Consider the following 20962-nt stretch of genomic DNA (forward strand, 5'->3'; position numbering starts at 1 on the left):
CGCGGCTCAGATCTTCAGCTTCTTCAGCCGCGCGTTGTTCGGGTCGAGCTTCTTGGCCTCCGCCGCGTGCTTCTGCGCTGCGGGCCGGTTCGGCACGAGCAAGTATGTCTCGGCCAGCTGCGCGTGCGCGTCGGCCTTCTCCTCCGGCCGGCCCGGGCACAGGACGGCGCTCTCCAGCTCGAAGACGGCCCGCGGGATCATCTTGTTGGCGACCAGCACCTCGGCGAAGAGCGCGTGGGTCTTCAGGCCGTTGACCTCGACCCAGACGGCCATCTCGCCCACGTCCTTGGCCTCCTTGTAGAGCTTCTTGTCGAGCAGCGCGCGCATCAGCCGCCGGTGCACGCGCCCGTCGTGCTCCTCGATGAGAGAGAGCTTGCGCAGGCCCGCGAGCTCGTCGTCCACGTTGCCCTGCTTCTTGGCCATGTCCACCAGCGCCTGGATGGGCTCGGAGGCGGACGGATCGTGTTTGTGCGCGTTCTCCAGCGCCGCCTTCATCTTGCCCTGGTCGCCCTTGGCCTCGGCGATGTCCGCGAGCGCCATCTGCACCGAGTAGCCGTCGTTGCCGCCGTCCACCATGCTCTTCAAGAGCGCCTCGGCCTCCGGCACCTGCTTCTTGCCGAGCGCGATGCGGGCCTTGACCCAGAGCGCGTCGGGGAACTTCGGGTCAGCCTTCAGCGCGGCATCCAGCGCCTTCAGCCCCTCGTCCTTCTTGCCGCTCTTCAGCGCGGCCAACGCGTACACGGTCTGCTTCAGCGCGTCGTTCGGCGCCTTCTCGGCCTCGGCCTTGGCCTTCTCGTACGGGCCGGTGCGCGAGATGGGCACGAACTGCGTCTTGAAGCGGGTCAGCCGCTGCTCGGCCCAGCCCCGGAACTCCTTGTCGAGCGCCTCGGGGCTCTGGCCGAGCGCCGTCTGGACCACCTCCGGCGTGGTCTTTCCGTCTCCCCAGAGCTCGAGCATCTTCGCCATCTTGCCCATGCCGTGCTTCTTCACCAGCATGACCATGATCTGGCTCGAGGCGTAATACGCCGTGGCCACGTCGCTCATCTCCTCGGCGCGGGTGAAGGCCTTCGTCATCGCGCCGACCTGCGGAAGCCGATCGTTGCGCAGCGCCTGGTACAGATCCGGATCGTGCTCGCGCGCCCACTCCGGGCGCTCCACCAGCGTCTCGTACTCGGCCAGGCCCTCGGTGAACCAGCGCGGCACGTGGCTCTTCGACTGCTGGATGTGGAAGACGTGGGCGAGCTCGTGCCAGAGCGTCATGCCCAGGTTGAACTTCTCCTGCATCGGGCTCATGGAGGCGAGCGTCTTGCCGAAGCAGACGCCCTGGATGGCCGTGGTCGGCAGGCCGCTCGTGCGGATGGCGAAGTTCTGCCGCTCCGCGTAGAGCTCGACGCCCACCGGGGTCGAGGGCGAGAAGCCATACCCCTTCACGAACTTCTTCCAGGCATTCTCCATCATGCCCGGCACGTAGCGCTCCAGGATCGCTTTTTCGTCCTTGTGGTAGCGGAAGGTGAAGAGCTTGTGCTTGACCGTGACGTAGTCCTTCGGGATGTCGCGCTCGTACAGGTTCAGCGTGTTGTAGACGCGGACGTTGAACGGATCCTTGTCGAAGGCGGTCTTCAGCGACTTCAGCGCCTCGTCGTCACGCCCCGCCCGAATCAGGTTCAGGCCGAGCTGCGCGTGGGCCTTGGCGTCGTGCCGATCGATGCGCACCGCCTCCTGCATCATCTTGACGATCTCGTCGTAGCGGTGCTCCCAGTCGGCGAAGTCGCCGATGATCTGGAACAGCTTCGTGTAGCGCGGGTTCAACCCCAACACAGCCTTCTTCGCCGCCTCGAACCCGGACAGGTCGTCGGCCAGGAAGCGCGCGGCGGCGCGCATGCTCAGGAGCTCCAGATCCCGCGGGTTGTGCTTCAGGCCCTCGGTGACGTGCTTCTCCGCGTCCGCGAGCTCCATGTCGCGGAGCGCGATGCCGGCGAGCACGACGTAGGGCCGCCCGAGCTTCGGGTTCACCGCCAGCGCCTTCCGCGCCAGGCGCTCCGCCTCCTCGAAGTCGAAGGCCTGATCCAGCTTCACGAAGGCCATGGTGACCAGCGCCTCGGGGTGCTCGGGCGCCTTGGCCAGGATCTCCTTGGTCACCTCCTCGGCGTGTCCAGGGTCGTACTTCTCCAGGAAGAGCTCCGCGCGCCAGAGCAAGGTCTGCGTGTCGCCCTTCAGCGCGCGCTCCGCCTCGTTGAAGGCGTCGTTGGCGTCGCGCGCCGCGTGCATCAGGTGCGCGGCGCGGCCGACCAGGGACAGGCCCTTGCCGTCGCTCTTGGTGATCTTGTCGTCGTTGTAGTCGCTGACCAGCGTCATCAGCACCGACTCGGCGTCTTGCTCCGCGCCGCGCTCGAGCAGCACCTCGCCGAGCAAGAGGCGCGCGCGCCGCGCCTCCGGCTCCTTCTCGACCTTGCGCAGCGCAGCCTCCGCCTCCGCGAGCTTGCCCTGCCGGCGCAGCGCTTCGCCCTCGACCCAGGCGGCTTCCGCCTTCGTGGTCTTCTCGCCCGCCGCCGACCGCGCGCTCTTCACGGCCTCGTCGTAGCGGCCGGTGACGAGCAGCGTCTCGGCCAAGCCGAGCTGGGCTGCGGCCCCCCGCGCCGCGCGGAAATGCGCCTCGGCGTCGGCGTATTTGCTGGCGTCGAGGGCCTCGCGGCCCGCCTTCAGCCGATCCGCGACGGGCGCGGGCTTCTTGGCGGCGCTGGCCGTCTTCGGCGCGGCGGGAGCGGGCTGCGCGACAGCCGGGGCACAAGCGAACAGCTCCGCGCTGACGAGCGCGGTGGCGACCAGAAGGGAAGTACGGGGGCGCATGGGGGTCAGACGCCTAAGCTAGTCGATTGTTGGGCGCGGCCTCGCGCAGAAACACTCCGGCGCCCCGCTGAACGCCGAGGACGCTCGACGCGTTCCCGTTCCGCACGGCGATCTCCAGGGTGTCGAAGGAGCTGACCAGGGCCACCGCTTCCTGGTCCGGCACCTCGGCGTAAGTGCCGGCGATGGGAAGCTCCCGCCCCGCCACGACCACCACCGGGCGCGCGAACGCCGCGAGCGCGCTCGCCTCGATGTCCGTGATCAGGTTGCCGAAGCGATCGACGCTGACCACCCGAGGTCCGGCCGCGGGCGTCAGCCGCCGCGCTCCCCCCTGCGGCCCCACGCCATCCAAGGGCAGGCGCCCCGCGGCCAGCTCGGCGGCCACCGGCGCGAACACGTCCCGCCCGTGGAAGGTCCGGCTCGGCGGGCCGAGGCCCACCCGTTCCAGATCGACGTGGCGCACCTCGGCGTCCAGCGTGTGGGCGATCTCACCCAAGAGACCGTTGTCGGGCGCGACGAAGAAGCGCTCGTGCGCCGCGACCACCAGCGCGGCACGCGCCGTTCCGACCTCCGGATCCACCACCGCCACGTGCACGCTACCGGGCGGAAACCAGCGGTACGAGCGTTCCAGCCAGAAGGCCGCCTCGTCCAACGCCTGCGGCGCGACGCCATGAGAGAGGTCCACGACGCGCCCCGCCGGGAAGCGCGAGAGGATCACGCCGTGCATGACGCCCACGAACGGATCGCGCAGCCCGAAGTCGGTGAGCAGCGTGATCACTCCGGACGGAGACGGAGCCATCGAAGGTCGAGCCTAGCACTCGCGCTCGGGAGCGAGACGCCAGCGCGTGATGCGCCGCGGCCAGGGCGCCGCGTCCGCGCCGCGGCGGTTGCGCCACTCCGCGCGCAGGATGGCGCTCACCGCCTGGCGCAGCCACGCCGGCGCCTCACCTCCCAGCTCGAATCGCACCGCGCCTTCGGCGTCCACTTCGACGCAGCCGTGCCAGCTCTCGCGCCCGGCCGAGAGCTCCGCCCGGTAGCGCACCGCCGGTCCCACCGAGCCCACCGAGCCCACCGGTCCCGCCGAGCCCACCGAGCTCGCCGAGCCCACCGGTCCCGCCGAGCCCACCGAGCCCGCCGAGCCCACCGAGCCAGTGCTCGGCTCGAGCCTGAGGTTCAGCCTGCCGCTGCTCACACGGCGAGCCTACATGTGGCGATCGCCACTGGCGAGCATGGCGATCGCCAGGCTGTCGGCGGGCGAGTCCCGGGAAATCTGCGCGCGCTGCCGCTGGCACCCTGGTTGCAGCGCGTCGATGTCGATGACGCCGAAGCCACCGAAACCGCCACCCCGCGATCCCCGAACGCCGCGCCTGCTCGATCAGGTCAGCGGCGCCCTGCGCTCGCGCGGCATGAGCCCACGGACCGAGAAGGCGTACTGCCACTGGATCCGCCGCTTCATCCGTCACCACGAGCTCCGCCACCCCGCCGAGCTCGGCGCGACCCACGTCTCCGACTTCCTGACCCACCTCGCCACCCAGCTCGACGTCAGCGCCTCTACCCAGAACCAGGCCGCCGCCGCGCTGCTCTTCCTCTACACGGAGGTCCTCGGCCGCGACATCCGCGCCTTCGACGACGTCGTGCGCGCGAAGCGACCCAAGCGGCTCCCCGTCGTCCTCTCTCGCCAAGAGGTCGCCGAGGTCCTCGGTCGCCTGTTCGGACGGAACTGGCTGATGGCCTCCATCCTCTACGGCGGCGGCCTACGGGTCACCGAGTGCGTGCGCCTTCGCATCAAGGACATCGACCTCACACGGCACGAGATCGTCATACGCCGCGCCAAAGGCAACAAAGACCGCGTCACCATGCTCCCCGTCTCCCTGGTGGAGGCCGTGATGTGCCACATGGCCGAGGTCCGCGCCCAGCACGACGCCGACCTGCGCCAAGGCCTCGGCAGCGTCGAGCTCCCCCACGCGCTGGACCGCAAATACCCCAACGCCCCCCGCGAGTGGGGGTGGCAGTGGCTCTTCCCCGCCGAGCGCCACTACACGGACCGCCTCACCGGCGAGCGCCGCCGCCATCACACGCACCCGACCGTCTTGCAGCGCGCCATCCGCATCGCCGCCCTCGAGGCCCGCATCGCGAAGCACGTGAGCTGTCACACCCTGCGCCACTCCTTCGCGACCCACCTCCTGGAGGCCGGCTACGACATCCGCACCATCCAGGAGCTCCTCGGCCACCACGACGTCAGCACCACCATGATCTACACCCACGTCCTGAACCGCGGCGCCCTAGGCGTGACCAGCCCCCTCGATCAGCTGGCCACCGCCGTCCCTCCGTCCCTCCCGACCCCCAAGCGACAATTATCGTCTTATGCAGCCCTACCTAACACGCCGCCCGCCCTCCCCCCAAAGCCCAACACCTTGGATCTACAGGAAGGCGCTCCACCCCCAAAGGGCATCCGCAGAGAGAAGTCTCCGAGGTAGAATGTTAGTTATACAGATCAGATTCTTCCATCGGGGAGGGCAGCGCTGCGAACCAGCACCGCCGCGACTCCATCACCGCCGTAAGTCACTCGCGCCTCCGGTCGCGCCTTGCCAAGCCCCGACCGTCGTGCCGCTCGAGGCCGTGCCCACCGCGAACGAAGGCGGCGCTGCTTGGTGGCCCAACGCGGCGGCGCTTCGTGTTTCGTACTCGAACGCCGAGCAAGCAGAACCGCGCCGCGCTGAACCCGAGCTCCAAGACCACGGCGCTGCGACAAACGGTGACGCCAGGAGCCTCAGTGCCCAGAATCACCGAGTTTCCTGCGCACTGTATAACTTGTCGTTCCACCCGCCGAACGCCGGCTATGCCCTGTTTCACCGTCCGTTCCGCGCCGGCGGGCGACACACTGTCTTCGGCGCTCGCCCGCCGCTGCAGCGCCTCGCGCTCTGTTAAACTCAGGAGCCGGCGTTCGCGGGTGAACGCCAATTCGTTATCCAGCCGAAGTTTTCCGCGCTGTTGTGCAGCGCCGGCGAACCACTGCGCCTCGCCCGCGGTTGGACTTTGAAAGTCACTCGCGCGTTCCCACGCGTCTCGCGCAGCCCTGAGCTCGTGCCGCTGGAAGCGGAGCCACCAGTGGCGTACCGGCGCTGCTCGCGGTCCATGGCGCTTTGGCCAGAATCACCGTCAGGAACCGACGAAGCACGGAACTTCACCGTCGATTTTCAACGCTGGCTAACTCGACGTTGCACCCGCCGAACGCCGGTAGTGGCGAGTTTCACCGTCCGTTCCGCGCCGGCGGGCGACCACTCTGTCTTCGGCACTCGCCCGCCGCTGCAGCGCCTCGCGCTCTGCTAAGATTATCTCCGGCGTTCGCGGGTGAACGCCGTTCGTTAGACGGACTGTGGGTATCACCTCTCATTGGAAGGCTTGGGTAAACTGCACGACCGAGGCGAAAGCTCGCACCGTGGTCGGCAAGCTGCTTGACGTTGCGTTTGCCGGCACGCCCGCGGTCACGCTTGAGCCCTACTCGAAAGGCGGATTCGTGAGCTGCTGGACGTTCGAAGTTGCGCCCGGCTGGAACGACGCAGTCGTTGAATCCATCGCGTTGGGGCAACGTCTTGGTTCCGGCTGGCTCTTGTCTGGCAACGTGGCATCCGACGTCGAGGCAGTTCTCACAAACACCGGCGGCGGCCACTGTGTCATTTCCGGTGTAACCATGATCTCGTGGTCGCTTCTTCGCGACACTTCGGGCTCTCCCGGCCGAGCCGTCTAACTCACGTTGCACCCGCCGAACGCCGGCCTTCCGCGCTTCACCGTCCGTCCCGCTTCCGCGGGCGAACATTCTGATGCGGCACTCGCCCGCGTCTGTGGCGCCTTGCCCACTGACGACTTGACGCTTGGCGTTCGCGGGTGAACGTGTGTCTCGTTATCCAGCTTTGTCGCTTCGCTGTTGGGCAGCGCCGCTCACGCGACCCACAGCGCCTTGCCCGCGGTTAAAGCTGACGGTCTCTGACGCTTGCACAGCGCCTTGCCAAGCCCCAACCGGTCTCGCGCTCGAGGCGATGACGACTGTGAAGTCGCGGCGCCGCATCCAAGACCACGGCGCCATGACTGCTGCACCGCTCGGACAAGCAGAACCAAGCCCACGCGCCTCGCTGCTTTCCCGAGAATTACCGCCGTGCCAAGACCTGTATAACTCGCGGTTGCTCCCGACGAACGCGGGTCTGGCCTTGCCCAACCGTCCGTTCCGCAGCGGCCGGCGCCCTCTCTGTCTACGGCTTGCGCCGGCCTCGGATTACGCCTTGCCGTCTGTTACGATAGAGCCCGCGTTCGCGGGAGAACGCGACGATCGTTATACCGCTGTCTCCCAAGCGGAAACGATCACGCAAGATCACCAGCGCCCCGCCGACTGTCTTTGCCGCGCTGCGGTCTCAGAGTGCTTCGCCCAAGCGCCACGCGCAGCCCCAAGCGCCTTGCCGACCGTGGCGCTGTGAACAGAAGCCGCGCGAGCTGGCACCGAACTCCGAGATCACGGCGCCAGGCGAGCTGCGACGCCAGTCGTCGCTACTCCCCGAACAACCGTGGCTCCACCACGGTATAACTCGCGTTCCACCCGCCGAACGCGCGCCTTGCCGACTTCACCGTCCGTCCCGCGGCGGCCGGCGCCCAATTTTCAACGGCACGCGCCGGCCTCGAAAATGCCGCGCGCTCTGTTACGATGACCTCGCGCGTTCGCGGGTGAACGCGTGTCTCGTTATCCGGCCGAACTCGAGACCCATGTCGCAGACGCGGTCACTGCTGCTGGTTGGGGCCGTCGCGCTGCTCTCGTCGCAGTGCAGCCGGCGAAGCCCGCCCGGCGGTCCTCCAGTTGCCTCCTCGTCCGCGGCGCCCTCCGCACCAGGCGCCGTGTCGCCCGCACCCTCGCCTTCCGCATTGTCTCATGTTCAGCTAACCGGAGTGATTGGATACGGGATCATCACGCTGCCGAACTACCCCGAGGCGAAACTCTCGCGAGCTGCGTGGCTTGATTTCGTCCGCGGCGAGGCCTTACTGAAGGCTCGCGACTCCTTCAGCGGGATCAACCCTTTCACGCGCGAGCCTGTCGTCTTTGACGTCCCGGGCAGTGCCCAAGTCGTTCAGAACGGCAACGCGGTCGGGATGTTCATTTGGCAGGACGGCCGCGTCTTCGCGGATGGTGAGGAGGCCGTGCTCACGCCCATTGCGCTGCGGTGCGCGAAAGCGCTTAACGCGCGCTTCGAGGACGAGGATGGAAACCCGATTCAGCCCTGAGTTCCATCCAACGGGCAGCGCCGTATAACTCGACGTTGCACCCGCCGAACGCCGGCCATGGCGGGCTTCACCGTCCGTTCCTCGCCGGCGGGCGACCACTCTGTCTTCGGCACTCGCCCGCCTCTGCAGCGCCGTGACCGATCAGCGACGCCGGGATGCGCGGCGGGTGGAATCGTGCGTGGGGCTCAGCCGAGGGTCTTCTTGAACGCGGCGGGGGTCAGGGCCTCGAGCGGCAGCGCGAAGACATCGCGGTGGGTCCCGAGGCGCTCGAAGGCCCAGGTGAGATAGGCCTGCGCAGGGACACCTAGAGCTCGACAGGTGGCGATGATGCCGAGGAGCACGCAAGCACGGTGGGCGCCTTCCGTGCTGCCGGCGAAGAGCATGTTGAGGCGCAGCTTGGCGACGTTCTGAAACTCGCGCTCGGTGGGAGAGTTGTCGATGGGGACCAGCGGGTCGTCGACGAAACGGAAGAGCGCGTCCCGATGGTTCTTGTAGTACCGAATCGCCGCCGCCAGCGGCTCGGAGGGCAAGAGCGTCGGCTCGACGGCGTCGCGCCAGCGCTCGAAGTCCTGGACGATGGGGCGAATGCACCGCTGGCGATGTTCTCTGAGCGCCTCTCCGACCAGGCCGAGCTTCTGCGCCTCTCCCTCTTCGCCGTAGATCGCGCCCAGGAAGGCGCCGCCTTCGAGAGCGAGCACCGGCTGGGTGTCTTCTGCGTCACGGAACTTGCGACGGCCGTGGGCGTTGCACCCGGCCTCGAGCACGCGGCCTGAAGCGAAGACGTCGTTGAAGCGATGCTCGGCATCGGCGGTGAGGGTACCTCGGAAGGGTCTGAGCTTCGCGGCGACGACCTCGCCGCTCTTGTCGGGCTCGTACTGAAAGACCGCGACGTCGTGGTTGCGGTAGAGCTCCACGTAACCGTTGTGCGCAGCGGGAAGCTTCTTGATGATGACCTTCAACCCGGTGCCGTCGGTAGCCATCCAGGAGCCGGCGAGCAGCTGCTTCCAGTGCAAACCGTCGATGCCCGACAGCAGGTCGGCAGCGCGCTCGATGAAGGTCACCAGCGTGCTCATCGCGATCGGGACTCCGCGCTCGGCGAGGTCGCGCCGGATGCGGTCGAGCGGCGTGAGCAGCCAGAACTTCTGGTACACGAGCCACGCGAGCCACTCGCAGGTGACCTTGGAGCGCTCGTAAGGGGCAGGCAGAGAGCGCAGCGTCGTGCGCTCGCCACACTCGCGACAGCGACACGTGTAGCGACGAACGACGCGCCGGCGCTGGTGTTCCTTGACGACGTGGAGCTTCTCCTCGACGAGCTCGTCGACGACGTCCAGGGCAGCTCCGCCGCACTCGCCGCACGCATCGGGGCGGAGCTCGTGCTCTTCGGCTTCGAGGTGGCTGGGGATCGGCTTGCGCCCCGTTGGCCTCGCCTTCTTCTTCGGCGGAGGCTCGGCGGCAGGCTTGTCCGGGGCCTTGGGCCGCTCCTCGAAAGCACGCTGGGCTTCTCCCTCGACGACGGGCGGGGCAGCGGCTGGCGCTGCAGCGCCGGGAGCAGGAGCCTTTCGCTGCTTGCGCTGCGCTACCGCGAGCAGCTCCGAGACGCGATCGTTGAGCCGTGCCAGCTCGGTGAGGAGCTGCGCGACTTGCGCACGGAGCTCGGCGTTCTCCTTGCGCAGCGCTTCCAGCCCGTCCACAGACGAGTAGAGATCATACTTGGAGATCCGTGTCGATCCCCTTGCGTGCTTTTTCGAATCGAGGCCGCCGGTACCAGCCGCGCCGCGCCGCTGTGAAGTCGATCCCAGCCAGCAGCGAGGCGAACGCCGAGCCGTCGATCACCACCTGCGGCTTGTCGCCGTCCAGCAGCGGAAGCTGAAAGCTCCCAGCCTCGAGGCGCTTGGCGAGAACACACCAGCCCGACCCGTCGAACCACAGAGCCTTCGCGATCCGCCTGCGCTTGTTGAGGAAGAGATACAGGTGGCCATCGACTGGATCGAGCCCCAGGCCGCGCACAGCGCCGGCGAGGGCGTCGAAGGAGCCGCGCATGTCGAGCGGGGCCACCGCCACGAACACGCGCACCGTCGGAGGTAGGCTCAGCACGAGCGCAAAGCCTCGAGTACCCGGTGCAGCGTCTCGACCGAAACGTCGTCACCGAACTCCACCCGAGCCCTGGCAACCTCGAGAACGTACCGGCCCCTCCCGGCCACGGCGATGCTCGGCGAAGCGGGAACAAGCTCGACCAACGCGTGCGCCGTCGCTGCCGCCTTCGACTTTCGCCGTTGCGGCTGAGCGCTCGCTCCCCGCCGTTCGAGATTCACCCGCCACGCGTTCAGAGACCGCCCGTCGATGTCGTGCGCCCGCGCCCACTCCCCGGCGCTCAGGCCCTTCCGCTTCGCCGCGAGCAGGCACCGCCGCGCCTCCGCCTCGTCCTCGATCTTCCGTCCATTTGCCACTGATGACCTCCGCGTCGAAGCCGAGCCTGGCGGCCACGTCCGCGGAAATCATCCCGGTGTCGCTGATGGGTCACGCAGCGCCCCGACGTCTGCTACGATGATCTCCGGCGTTCGCGGGTGAACGCGAATGTCGTTATGCAGCTGCAATGACCGATTTGTTGCCCGAAGGAATGGCGGCGCTCGGGCGCCTGCGTCTCCCCGTCCGTGAAGCGACGCTCTCACTGCGTGATCGCGGCGCGGAGCCTATCGAGTGGACTCTCGAGGCGGAGACCGCTCGGCTGCAAGACGACGACGACGAGTGGCAGCTCTACTTCTACGGACACGGCGTGCCCATCGACGGAGCGCGTCTTCCGCTCCGCGCCGGTGACGTCTACACGCCTCCCACCGAAAACGAGCGAGGCGAGCATCAATTCACGCTGTACACCGGTGCGCACCAGGCGGCATACGATGTCCGTATCGCGGTGTTGCACGTCGAGGCTGCGCAAGTACGCCTCCGGGTGTCGGGAAAGTGCGATGTCGGTTGGTCCCAGGAGTTCGCCACCGCAGTGCCGTTCGAGATCCACGCTGACTTTCAGCTCGAGCCCCCGCGCCCGGACCCCTGGCTGCGCGTACACCAGTAGCGCGCACTGGCCACTGCATAACTCACGTTGCACCCGCCGAACGCCGGTCTGGCCTTGCCCAACCGTCCGTTCCGCTTCCGCGGGCGAACATTCTGATGCGGCACTCGCCCGCGTCTGTCGCGCCTTGCCGCCTGACGACTTGACGCTCGGCGTTCGCGGGTGAACGTGTGTCTCGTTAGGCGGACTGCGTTGAGGGTGCCGACAGTACTCGTGGCCTTTGCAGGCGTGCTCGCGCTCGGCACACGCGCGTGCTCGCAGGGCGGCACTGGCGATCCATCCCACAAACAGTGTCCACCCGAGTATCCCCCGATCCCATCACAGATCGAGTTCTCGTGTGCGCCGAGCGCGCCAGACGGCGGAGGCTGCCGCTATCCGGGCCCGTGGGGCGACCCCAACGCCGTTGATGGCGCCGCAGTTGAGAGCAGGTATCCGCTTGGCTGCCGCGTGACGTACCCGATGGAACACCCCGCCTTCGAGTGCATGCCGGCCGACTGCGACTGTCTCCAGAATCCGTATTTCAGCGACGGTGCGCCGCATTGGTCTTGCCCACTGTAGTGTCCCGACCGTGCCGCCTAACTCGCGTTCGACCCGCCGAGCGCCGGTCGTGGCGAGTTTCACCGTCCGTTCCGCGACGGCCGGCGCTCTCCCTGTCTACGGCTTTGCGCCGGCCTGCGAAAACGCAGTGCCGTCTGTTACGATGAGCCACGGCGCTCGCGGGTCAACGCGTGCCCCGTTATACCGCCATGAACCAGCACTCACGTGTCGTGCTGTCGGTGCCGGTGGTGCTTCTTGTTGCCGGCCTATTCTCGGCGTGCGGCAGCGTCGGCGTGAACGTCCATCTCTACATGCGAAGCATGGACACCCTCGCGAACAGCGATGTGCCGACGGAAGAGAAGTCCCGCGCCCTCGGGGAGTCCGTCGCGCTCATGATGCGGGTTCGTCGCATTACCCGCATCACGATTCCGGTCGGGATTCTCGCCGCGCTTGGTGGCGCCATTCTGCTCATTGCAGCTCGAGCACGTTCCCGTGGGAAAGAAGACCCGCCCGAGTAGGCCGCGACGCCTGCGGTCTAACTCGACGTTGCACCCGCCGAACGCCGGTCTGGCCTTGCCCCAGCGTCCGTTCCACGACCGCGGGCGACCACTCTGTCTTCGGCACTCGCCCGCGACTGTAGCGCCTCCCGCTCTGCTAAGATGCTCTCCGGCGTTCGCGGGTGAACGCCGTTCGTTATCCGGCCTAGATTTCCTGTGCCCCCTGGCAGACGATAGAGTCGTTCACATGCGACCTGGATATCTCATCCCGTGTCTCTGCGTTGTAGCGCTAGCCCAGTCCGCGTGCCGAACAACGATCACACCCGACATGGTCAAACAGATCAAACTCTGCGTGACCACCCACAAGGAGCTCGAGGAGATGCTGGGCGGCCCCGACCAAGTCGGAAGGCTCGGCGACCGCACGACTTGGCGCTACAACACCTCGGACATGGCCGATGCGTACAAGAAGCCACCGCGGCTTCTCCTGCTCTTCTCCGAGGATGACTCTCGCGTTGCCGATCTTGCCTACAACCCGTCGGGGGTTGTCGAACTCCGAGACCGTTGCCAGAAGTCGGGCAAGAGCAAATAGCTCGCACGCCGTATAACTCACGTTGCACCCGCCGAACGCCGGTCTTGCCGACTTCACCGTACGTCCCGCTTCCGCGGGCGAACATTCTGATGCGGCACTCGCCCGCGTCTGAAGCGCCTCGCCGACTGACGACTTGACGCTCGGCGTTCGCGGGTGAACGTGTGTCTCGTTAGACAGACGAGGATCCGATGAGTTGGGACATCGTCGTACAGGATATTCCGGCCGATGCGCGGGCCGTGGACGACATCCCCGACGACTTTGAGCCTCGTGCCCTGGGCACCCGATCGGACCTGCTCAGTCGCATAATGGAGGTCGTGCCGAACGTTGACTTCTCCAACCCTGCATGGGGAGTCGTCGAGAGCCCGGAGCTCTCTGTCGAGTTCAACATGGGTGAAGATGAAGAGGTGATGTCCTTCGCACTCCACGTTCGCGGAGGCGAAGCGGCAGCCGGATTGGTCGCCGACCTTCTGAATCGATGCGGCTGGCGAGCATTTGACCCGTCGTCGGATACCGGTCTCTTCGAAGCCAGCGGCGCTGTCGAGAGCCTCCGGAAGTGGCAAGCGTATCGAGATCGTCTGTCTGATCGCGGCAGTGCTGTCTAACTCACGTTGCACCCGCCGAACGCCGGCCATGGCGAGTTTCACCGTCCGTTCCACGACCGCGGGCGAACACACTGATGCGGCACTCGCCCGCGTCTGCAGCGCCTCGCCGACTGACGACTTGACGCTCGGCGTTCGCGGGTGAACGTGTGTCTCGTTATACAGATCAGGCTTCTCCAACCGGAGAGACAGCGCCGAGCGCGCCAGTACCGCCGCGACGACGGACGACGCTGACGGTCTCTCGCGCATCCGGTCGCGCCTTGCCGACCCCCAACCGTCTTCGCGGCTGAAGCGACGACGACTGCGAACGCAAGCGGCGCTGCATGGGCATCGGAAGCGCCACGCCGAGCAACAGGTCCGAGAAATGCCCAGCACTCAGCACCCGCGCCGGCTGAGCTCGAGTTCCAAGTCCACAGCGCCCCGACTCACGGTGACGCCGGAGTCTCAGTGCCCAGAATCACCGATATTTCAAAGCACTGTATAACTGCCGTTCCACCCGACGAACGCCGGCCTGGCCTTGCCCCACCGTCCGTTCCGCGCCCGCGGGCGACACACTGATGCGGCACGCGCCCGCGTGCGTTCACGCCCCGCGCTCTGTTACGATGTTCCTCGGCGTTCGCGGGTGAACGTCATCTCGTTATACAGCCCGAGGAACATGTCGTTGATTCGGCCAGTGCTCGCCGCGTTGTTCCTGCTGCCGCTGGCCGCCGCGTGCGGAAGCGACGCGCAAGCTGAACCCACATGCCCCGCTTGCGCGAAGGACTACACCTCCTGCTCGTTCCCCAATCTCCAGGAGTCCATGTCGTTCCATATTGAAACTCGCGATTCCAATGGGTGCTCAGGCGTCGTCCAAGGCGCCCCGATGCACCTGAAGTGCGAGCCTCTCTTGGTCTGTTGGGACAAGCTGGGAACGTGCGAATCGGCGAAGTTCACGGACGAGAAGTTGTTCATTAGCGGCAACGGAGTGTGCGGCTGAGCTGTCTAACTCGCCGTTGCACCCGCCGAACGCCGGTAGTGCCGAGTTTCACCGTCCGTTCCGCGCCGGCGGGCGACCACTCTGTCTTCGGCACTCGCCCGCCTCTGCAGCGCCTCGCGCTCTGCTAAGATCATCTCCGGCGTTCGCGGGTGAACGCCGTTCGTTATACCGCCACGCTGCACCCGAGAAGGCCGATGCGATGGACACACCGGAGCGCGTCTACGTGGAATTCAAGGGAGAGTCCGATCGTGCCGTCGCCCTGCTTGCGGCCGCGTTTCTCGATCACGAACTCGAATGCCTCCTTCGACGGTTCTTCCGGGAAGTTCGCGTCGCCGACTCGCTTTTTAAGCCGATGCAGCCGCTCTCGTCGTTTAGCGCCCGAACCAAACTGTCGTACGTGCTTGCCCTGATCGACGTCAGATCGTATCGAGATCTCAATCGGATCCGAAAGATTCGAAACGTCTTCGCACACGACCGTCACCCGCGAGCGTTCGCTGATCCCGAGATCTCTTCTCTCTGCGCTGCGCTCGAATGGCCAGCGGTGCTCCCGAACCATGCCCGCGAAGCCCAGACTCCTCGCGCGCGTTTCGAAACCGCAGCCTTCGGAATGTTGGGCGCAATCAGCACCCTTCAAGACCAAGCGCATTCACAGAAGCGTGTCGCGTTAGACGAACAGGACTTCGCCCCGGACCGAGAATTTTCGCACAGGGAAGTAGACCTGTGCACTTCAATCTACGAAGGTCGAGGACCAAAGTCAGCACAGTTGACGATCACCTATGCAACTCCTTCGCCGATTGTGATCAACTGGGATCGGGTCGAGCCCGTCAGAGAACTGATGCGCCAGCTCCGCATAGTCGAAGCAGCGCTCTCCACGCCTGCGGCCCAAGAGTAGGCAATTCGGGCCACTCGGTGCGGTCTAACTGGACGTTGCACCCGCCGAACGCCGGTAGTGCCGCGTTTCACCGTCCGTTCCGCGCCCGCGGGCGACCACTCTGTCTTCGGAACTCGCCCGCGTGCGTTCACGCCCCGCGCTCTGTTACGATATTCCTCGGCGTTCGCGGGTGAACGCCGTTTCGTTAGGCGGACCGATGGCGGAACTCGACACCGTCAAGCATGAGAATGAAGCGCGGATTCGGGCGTGGGGTCTCGAAGTCAACCCCGGCCTTCCGCTCATTGAGTCCCTCGACGAGGTGTCACCCAGGACCGCTCGAGATGTCGCCGCTCGAGGCTCCGCGTTGGGCTACGTTGTGGGCATCGGATTCGGGGCCGACCCCGTGGAACTGCGCCGCGATCTCGAACGCTTCGGGCTATGGGACTGGGTGTCCGCCCGCGAGCGGGGCATGCTGACCGAGGGTGCCTCTCGTCAGGATGAGATCGACTGCACCTGGCTTACGGAGGGCATCCAGGCGCTTGGCTACTGCCTTGGGATCGTCGACATGGACCCGAGTCGTCACTGCGACGATGACCTTGCCGACAGGTTTCCGCTCGGCGTCGACCCGCAGCGGTTTATCTCCGCCGCAACGCTGCGCCCCCTCGACGAGATCCAAGCCCAGGTCGATCTCCACTACAGATTGCACTGGTACGTCCGGCAGTGTGAGCTCACCGGCGTCCCGCCCAAGTTCGTCGATGGCGGCGTCATCAGGGAGCGCCGACGAGCACTTGATTGGGTCTACGGAGTCGAGGCCGATTGGGACGACGTTCCATGCGACACGTAGCCGACGCTGCTGCGCAAGCCGCCTAACTGGACGTTCCACCCGCCGAACGCCGGCCAGGCGAGCGTCACCGTCCGTTCCGCGTCGCAGGCGCTCTCACTGTCTGCGGCACTGCGCCCGCTCTGCAACGCCACGCGGTCTGCTAGGATAACGCTCGGCTTTCGCGGGTGAACGCCGCTCCGTTATGCAGCTCGACCAATAGCTTCCCATCCACGGGAATGCGCCCGACGACGGCCGGGTTCAGTGGCCAGTGATCGCCGATGCGCGCCTTTTCGTCGGGTGCGCGGTTCCGCTCTTCGCACTGGGTGCCACCTCGCCCGAAATCCCCCTCGGCCCGCCGTCGTCATCCGAGTCGCCGCGCGAAACCGCGCACCTCTCGTTCGAGCATACCGAGCTGCGTGCACGGCAATGCGAAGGCGCGCAATGCTGGCCGGATCTCGTTCGGCGGGCAGCCGTCGGGTCACTCCAGGTCGAGGCAGTGCCGGTCCCAGAACCCCGACTCGGGCGAAGGGACGAGCGTCAGACCAAGGACATCACCGTCCCCGCTGGGCGCACGCCGGGTCGCGCCAGTCTCACGCTTGCCCCTGGCGAGTGGGAACTGCGCGTTCCCGCGGGACGCCCCCTTCGCGTCAGGCTCGGCGATGCCGACACCATGAACATTCGGATCTGGACCGTCTTCGGCCAGTGCGTGCAGGGCGAGAAGGGTTGCTTGCTCCACGCCGCTGGTTTGCGACGGAGGATCTGGCCGCCGCAGCCCTGACCACTGCATAACTCGCGTTCCACCCGCCGAACGCGCGCCTTGCCGACTTCACCGTCCGTCCCGCGGCGGCCGGCGCCCAATCTTCAACGGCACGCGCCGGCCTCGAAAATGCCCCGCGCTCTGTTACGATGATCTCGCGCGTTCGCGGGTGAATGCGTGTCTCGTTATCCGGACTTCGCACCGGCCCCGATTGCTCCGAACCCCGACCACTCCTCGCGGCCCGCGCTTCAGGCGCACCTTGTCAAGTCGCTAGCGCGGTGTGCAGGTCCAGACCGAAGTCCGGCGCCCGGCGTCGAAAATCAGCGCCGTTGCCGACGGGCCGCGTCGTTGGCACAACCGACCTCCGACGAGAAGCCCGTAGCCTTCGTCGATCATCGCCGACACGTTTTTCCCGACCACGGCGACTTCCACGCCATTCCTGTCGAGCATCCGCACCTCCTCGTACGCGAGAAATCCAAACTGGTTCGATTCGAGCGCGTGCATTAGCTCGTCGTCCGGAATTTCTCCGCCGTCGGCGTATCGGGGGCGGGCGCCTCTCGGTGACGATCGGGTGGGCTCCGTGGAAGCGGAGGTCCGTACGTCAGGAGAAACTGGAGGGGCTTTCTCCGCCTCGCAACTACATCGCCACAAAAGCGCGACCACCGCCGTAAGTCCGGCCCCAACCAGAGTCCAGAGGACCGGCGCGACCCTCTCACGTTCCATTACTCGGGATGTATACAACGATGCGCGCGGGGGCGTCACTTGCCCAAGGGAGGGTGGGCAGTCGGCCCGGTGGATGCCACCGGGATCGCCAGCGCGTTCTATCGACCTGTCCACGGCATCGCGCCACTGCGCCCGCCCTGGAGCGCCCCGACGCCTGTTGCGACGAACCTCGACGTTCGCGGGCGAACGCGATCACGGTGCCTTGCACGACCGCGCACGCGGAGGACGGGCGAGGGCGCGAACACGCCCTGCCCCCAGCCCATGGCCGAAGAGACGTTCTGCGCGCTAGCATGCTCAACAGGCAACCGTATGGAGGTTCTTGCTTTCTTTGGCTGCTTCGGCTTCGTGATTGTCGCCGTTCTATGGTTCGCGCTCTCCGCAACCAAGCAGATCTCAGTCGCTCAGCACGTCGAAGAGAGAAAAGACGAACTGTGGGCGAAGGCAGTACGAGACACATTCATCGCCGATCCGCTGGGTTCAAATCCTGATGATTTTGCTGACCGCGTCCTCGACCATCTCTCGAGGACGTCCCGGATCCACGACCGCACGCAACTCCGTGGCGCCGTTGAAGCGCTCGCGCCCAGCCAGGTCGGCGAGTACATCCGGTTTGCCGAACAGCACGCCGTCGCGGCGGTCATGGCCCTCTCGGGTGCCGATCGTGAGTCTTTGACTTTCTCGGCCCTCAAGGAGCAACTGCGCGCGGCCATCACAAGCCGCCAAGTCGATGAACTCGCCCGGCTCACGGGAGAGCAGATTGACGACGCGGTAGGACTCCGCCGCGCGCTACTCGAGCGCGCGGCATGGTCGGTCTTGCCGTTTTCAAACGTAGTTTCGGGCAGCGACGACTGGATTCCGACCAGGGGCGTCCTCGTGTGGCCATGCCCACACTGCGACCTCTTGATGCGCGACATGGCAAGGAACACGTGCCGCGGCTGCGGGCACGACTTTCAGGATCCCGCATCAGCGAAGCGCAGCCCGCTGACCGCATCCGAGTAGTGCAGATGCCGCAATGAGGCGCACCAACCGGTGACTGCGAGACCGGCTACTCCGCTATCCGGATCACGCCTGGACGCCGTACCGCGAAATCTCGGACGGTCACTGACCCCTCGCCGGCATCCTCGAAGACGTCCCAATCCAGAACGGTCTCAATGTCCGTGCAGAGCGTGTATTGTTCGCTGGCCGAGCAGGCGACCCCGTGGACGAACACCGTTCCGCAGTGGACAAGCGGTCCTCCGCTTGCCCCGCCCAAATCCGCCAGTCCCGATCCCGGTGGTGGGACGATGCCCGTCGAGTAGGCCGGCCACTTCGCGAGTCCAACCCCGCCAGGATGGTGCTCGAGCACTTCGCCCTCGTAGAAGTCGGGCGTGACTGTGAATGAGGTTAGTGCAACGCCCTCATCGCTCAGCGCGTGCTCGCTCAGACTCTTCGGGTACCCCAGGATGGCCACCCACTCGCCAGGTTCCAAGCGGCGGCGAGACAGCGTCATTGGCCTCGGTCGGGTGGGCGCCGCCGGACTGATATTCGCGATGCCCAGCGCGACGTCTGCCGTCGGGTGGCGAATCACCATAGCGACCGGCATCACCGAGACCCCCGCGCCGCCGATGATCATCACGGCCAACTTTGGCTCTATTGGCGGGTGATCTTCGACGACGTGAGCGGCCGTCAGGAAGAAGCCGTCGTCCGAAATGAAGAACGCGGTACCGTGAAGTTGGTGTACTCCAACCGCGCCGTTTGGAGTCTCCTCGATTCGAACAAGAAGTCCTGCGGCTTGAAGCGGCGCGACAGACTTGTTCGCCCAAGGTGACGGGTTCACGGAACTCATCCTGCCACGGGGCACCCGCGCGGGCCACCGCACGACTGCGCCCACGTCATGCGAAACCGACCGGCGCTCTGCATGGACGCGTCTCCGAAGATCCAATGTCTGCCAGCTCAGCGCGACCGGCGCCGGATAACTCACGTTGCACCCGCCGAACGCCGGCCTTGCCGACTTCAGCGTCCGTTCCGCTTCCGCGGGCGACCAAACTGATGCGGCACTCGCCCGCGTCTGTGGCGCCTTGCTGACTGTCGACTTGACGCTCGGCGTTCGCGGGTGAACGTGTGTCTCGTTATCCCGCTGTCTTCCGACGGGTGACGCTCGAGCAAGACTACGGCGCCGTGCCCGCTGTTCTCTTGACCCTGCGGGGCCAGAGTTCCTCCGCTTCCAACCAGCGCGGCCAAGACCACAGCGCCGTGTCCCCGGTCAACGTCGAAGGTCACCCACGCCTCCGGTCGCGCCTTGCCAAGCCCCGACCATCGTTGCGCTCGAGAACGAGCCAGCTGTTGAAGTAGCCGCGCTGGGACCAAGCCCCGCACGCCTTGCCCGCTGAACCGATCAACCAGAAGACGGGCGGGCCGTCGCCGAGCTCCGAGATCATGGCGCTGTGGCGCGCTGCGACGCCGACGGTCGCTGCTCCCGGAACAACCGTGAACCCTCACGGTATAACTCACGTTCCACCCGCCGAACGCGCGCCTTGCCCTCTTCACCGTCCGTTCCGCGGCGGCCGGCGCCCAATTGTCTACGGCACGCGCCGGCCTCGAAAATGCCCCGCGCTCTGTTACGATGATCTCGCGCGTTCGCGGGTGAACGTGCTTCCGTTATGCAGCTGGGGCCACGCTACAGCGGAGGCCCGGCGCCCCGACCGCCGTACCACACCGCGGTGATGGTCACGGTCTTGGAGGCCGAATCAACCTCCCAGTACACGTGATACCGGGACGCGCCGATCACGACGCGCCGCACGCCGGGCACTGGCGCAGCGGTGTACTCGGTTCCTAGCTCAGGCCAGTCCTCCAGCAAACGCACGGCGGCGTGCAGCTCCTCCTTGAAGAGGTTCGGCGCGGCCGGTCGGTGCTCCACCCACCACTGCTGGATCGCCTCGACCTGCTCCTGGGCGACCAGTGCGAACTCGACCCGGTACCGACTCATCCGCGCGTGCCGAGCTTCGACAGCACTTCATCAGCAGGCACAACCTCGCGGCGCACCATCTGCTCGTGTCCGTGCGAGAGTGCCGCGTGGAGGCGGGCGCGTGACTCGTCGTCGAGCTCGTCTCCGTCGTCGATGATCGCCACGTCGACCTCAGTGCCCTCCGGCGCCTCATACGGCTCGTCCAGCCGCAAGCGTCCGTTTCGCACACGCGCTTTCATGGTCAACATCGACGCCAAGCCTAGCGTGATGACCGTCACATCGCCAGCCTCTGTCGGACTCCAGAGCCGAGGCGTATTTCCATGCACTGCATAACTGGACGTTGCACCCGCCGAACGCCGCCGTGCCTTGCCCCACCGTCCGTTCCGCTTTCCGCGGGCGCCCATTGTTCAGCGGCACGCGCCCGCGTGAGTAGCGCCTCGCGCTCTGTTATCTTGGAGTCCGGCGTTCGCGGGTGA

Annotated in this window: 19 protein-coding genes; 10 read left to right on the forward strand and 9 right to left on the reverse strand. The window is 66.4% G+C overall.

Features of this window, described 5'->3' with window-relative positions; all coding sequences use genetic code 11:
* Nucleotides 1-6: 6 nt before the first annotated feature.
* Genes HS104_03095 through HS104_03105 form a run of 3 tightly spaced genes read right to left on the reverse strand, consistent with a single transcriptional unit; the run spans nucleotide 7 to nucleotide 4036 of the window.
* Nucleotides 7-2847, reverse strand: coding sequence for a tetratricopeptide repeat protein (locus tag HS104_03095; protein MBE7478965.1), 2841 nt, complete (start codon nucleotides 2845-2847; stop codon nucleotides 7-9).
* A gap of 13 nt (nucleotides 2848-2860) precedes the next feature.
* Entirely contained in the window at nucleotides 2861-3643 is a 783-nt protein-coding gene (locus HS104_03100) for an SAM-dependent chlorinase/fluorinase (GenBank protein MBE7478966.1), read from the reverse strand.
* A gap of 12 nt (nucleotides 3644-3655) precedes the next feature.
* Entirely contained in the window at nucleotides 3656-4036 is a 381-nt protein-coding gene (locus HS104_03105; GenBank protein ID MBE7478967.1) for a hypothetical protein, read from the reverse strand.
* Nucleotides 4037-4160: 124 nt separating this feature from the next.
* Between HS104_03105 and HS104_03110 the strand changes: the two genes are divergently transcribed.
* The 3 genes from HS104_03110 (at nucleotide 4161) to HS104_03120 (ending at nucleotide 8109) form a co-directional block, all read left to right on the forward strand.
* On the forward strand, nucleotides 4161-5321 hold the full coding sequence (locus HS104_03110; GenBank protein MBE7478968.1) for an integron integrase: 1161 nt from the start codon (nucleotides 4161-4163) through the stop codon (nucleotides 5319-5321).
* 962 nt (nucleotides 5322-6283) lie between these two features.
* Nucleotides 6284-6592: a hypothetical protein gene (locus tag HS104_03115; protein MBE7478969.1), complete on the forward strand. Its 309-nt coding sequence runs from the start codon at nucleotides 6284-6286 to the stop codon at nucleotides 6590-6592.
* Between the two features lie 1184 nt (nucleotides 6593-7776).
* Complete coding sequence (locus HS104_03120; GenBank protein MBE7478970.1) at nucleotides 7777-8109, forward strand: hypothetical protein; 333 nt, start codon at nucleotides 7777-7779, stop codon at nucleotides 8107-8109.
* Between the two features lie 185 nt (nucleotides 8110-8294).
* Here HS104_03120 and HS104_03125 read toward each other — a convergent pair whose 3' ends face one another.
* Both HS104_03125 and tnpB read right to left on the reverse strand, forming a co-directional pair.
* On the reverse strand, nucleotides 8295-9800 hold the full coding sequence (locus HS104_03125) for an IS66 family transposase (protein MBE7478971.1): 1506 nt from the start codon (nucleotides 9798-9800) through the stop codon (nucleotides 8295-8297).
* A 13-nt stretch (nucleotides 9801-9813) separates the two neighbouring features.
* Complete coding sequence (gene tnpB, locus HS104_03130) at nucleotides 9814-10182, reverse strand: IS66 family insertion sequence element accessory protein TnpB (GenBank protein ID MBE7478972.1); 369 nt, start codon at nucleotides 10180-10182, stop codon at nucleotides 9814-9816.
* 520 nt (nucleotides 10183-10702) lie between these two features.
* Here tnpB and HS104_03135 point away from each other — a divergent pair.
* From HS104_03135 to HS104_03160, 6 genes are all read left to right on the forward strand, one after another.
* Nucleotides 10703-11176, forward strand: coding sequence for a hypothetical protein (locus HS104_03135; protein MBE7478973.1), 474 nt, complete (start codon nucleotides 10703-10705; stop codon nucleotides 11174-11176).
* 743 nt (nucleotides 11177-11919) lie between these two features.
* On the forward strand, nucleotides 11920-12228 hold the full coding sequence (locus HS104_03140) for a hypothetical protein (protein MBE7478974.1): 309 nt from the start codon (nucleotides 11920-11922) through the stop codon (nucleotides 12226-12228).
* Nucleotides 12229-12535: 307 nt separating this feature from the next.
* Nucleotides 12536-12796 (forward strand): hypothetical protein, encoded by a 261-nt coding sequence (locus HS104_03145; protein ID MBE7478975.1) that lies wholly within the window; start codon nucleotides 12536-12538, stop codon nucleotides 12794-12796.
* A gap of 188 nt (nucleotides 12797-12984) precedes the next feature.
* The gene (locus tag HS104_03150) at nucleotides 12985-13398 is read left to right on the forward strand and encodes a hypothetical protein (GenBank protein ID MBE7478976.1); all 414 of its coding nucleotides are present in this window, start codon (nucleotides 12985-12987) and stop codon (nucleotides 13396-13398) included.
* A 1172-nt stretch (nucleotides 13399-14570) separates the two neighbouring features.
* Nucleotides 14571-15263, forward strand: a complete 693-nt coding sequence (locus HS104_03155) for a hypothetical protein (GenBank protein MBE7478977.1) — start codon at nucleotides 14571-14573, stop codon at nucleotides 15261-15263.
* 196 nt (nucleotides 15264-15459) lie between these two features.
* On the forward strand, nucleotides 15460-16086 hold the full coding sequence (locus HS104_03160; protein ID MBE7478978.1) for a DUF4272 domain-containing protein: 627 nt from the start codon (nucleotides 15460-15462) through the stop codon (nucleotides 16084-16086).
* Nucleotides 16087-17092: 1006 nt separating this feature from the next.
* Here the strand turns inward: HS104_03160 and HS104_03165 are convergent.
* Nucleotides 17093-17326, reverse strand: a complete 234-nt coding sequence (locus tag HS104_03165) for a hypothetical protein (GenBank protein MBE7478979.1) — start codon at nucleotides 17324-17326, stop codon at nucleotides 17093-17095.
* Nucleotides 17327-17806: 480 nt separating this feature from the next.
* Between HS104_03165 and HS104_03170 the strand changes: the two genes are divergently transcribed.
* Nucleotides 17807-18541: a hypothetical protein gene (locus HS104_03170; protein MBE7478980.1), complete on the forward strand. Its 735-nt coding sequence runs from the start codon at nucleotides 17807-17809 to the stop codon at nucleotides 18539-18541.
* Between the two features lie 46 nt (nucleotides 18542-18587).
* Here HS104_03170 and HS104_03175 read toward each other — a convergent pair whose 3' ends face one another.
* The 3 genes from HS104_03175 to HS104_03185 all read right to left on the reverse strand — a co-directional run bounded on the left by HS104_03175 (nucleotide 18588) and on the right by HS104_03185 (nucleotide 20764).
* Complete coding sequence (locus HS104_03175) at nucleotides 18588-19358, reverse strand: trypsin-like peptidase domain-containing protein (protein ID MBE7478981.1); 771 nt, start codon at nucleotides 19356-19358, stop codon at nucleotides 18588-18590.
* An 840-nt stretch (nucleotides 19359-20198) separates the two neighbouring features.
* A complete protein-coding gene (locus HS104_03180) occupies nucleotides 20199-20507 on the reverse strand; it encodes a type II toxin-antitoxin system RelE/ParE family toxin (protein ID MBE7478982.1) in 309 nt (102 codons plus the stop codon).
* Nucleotides 20504-20764, reverse strand: coding sequence for a hypothetical protein (locus tag HS104_03185; protein ID MBE7478983.1), 261 nt, complete (start codon nucleotides 20762-20764; stop codon nucleotides 20504-20506). Before HS104_03185 ends, HS104_03180 begins: the two co-directional genes overlap by 4 nt.
* Nucleotides 20765-20962: the final 198 nt, after the last annotated feature.

It is taken from the genome of Polyangiaceae bacterium (assembly GCA_015075635.1).
Classification (GTDB): Bacteria; Myxococcota_A; Polyangia; order Polyangiales; family Polyangiaceae; genus JADJKB01.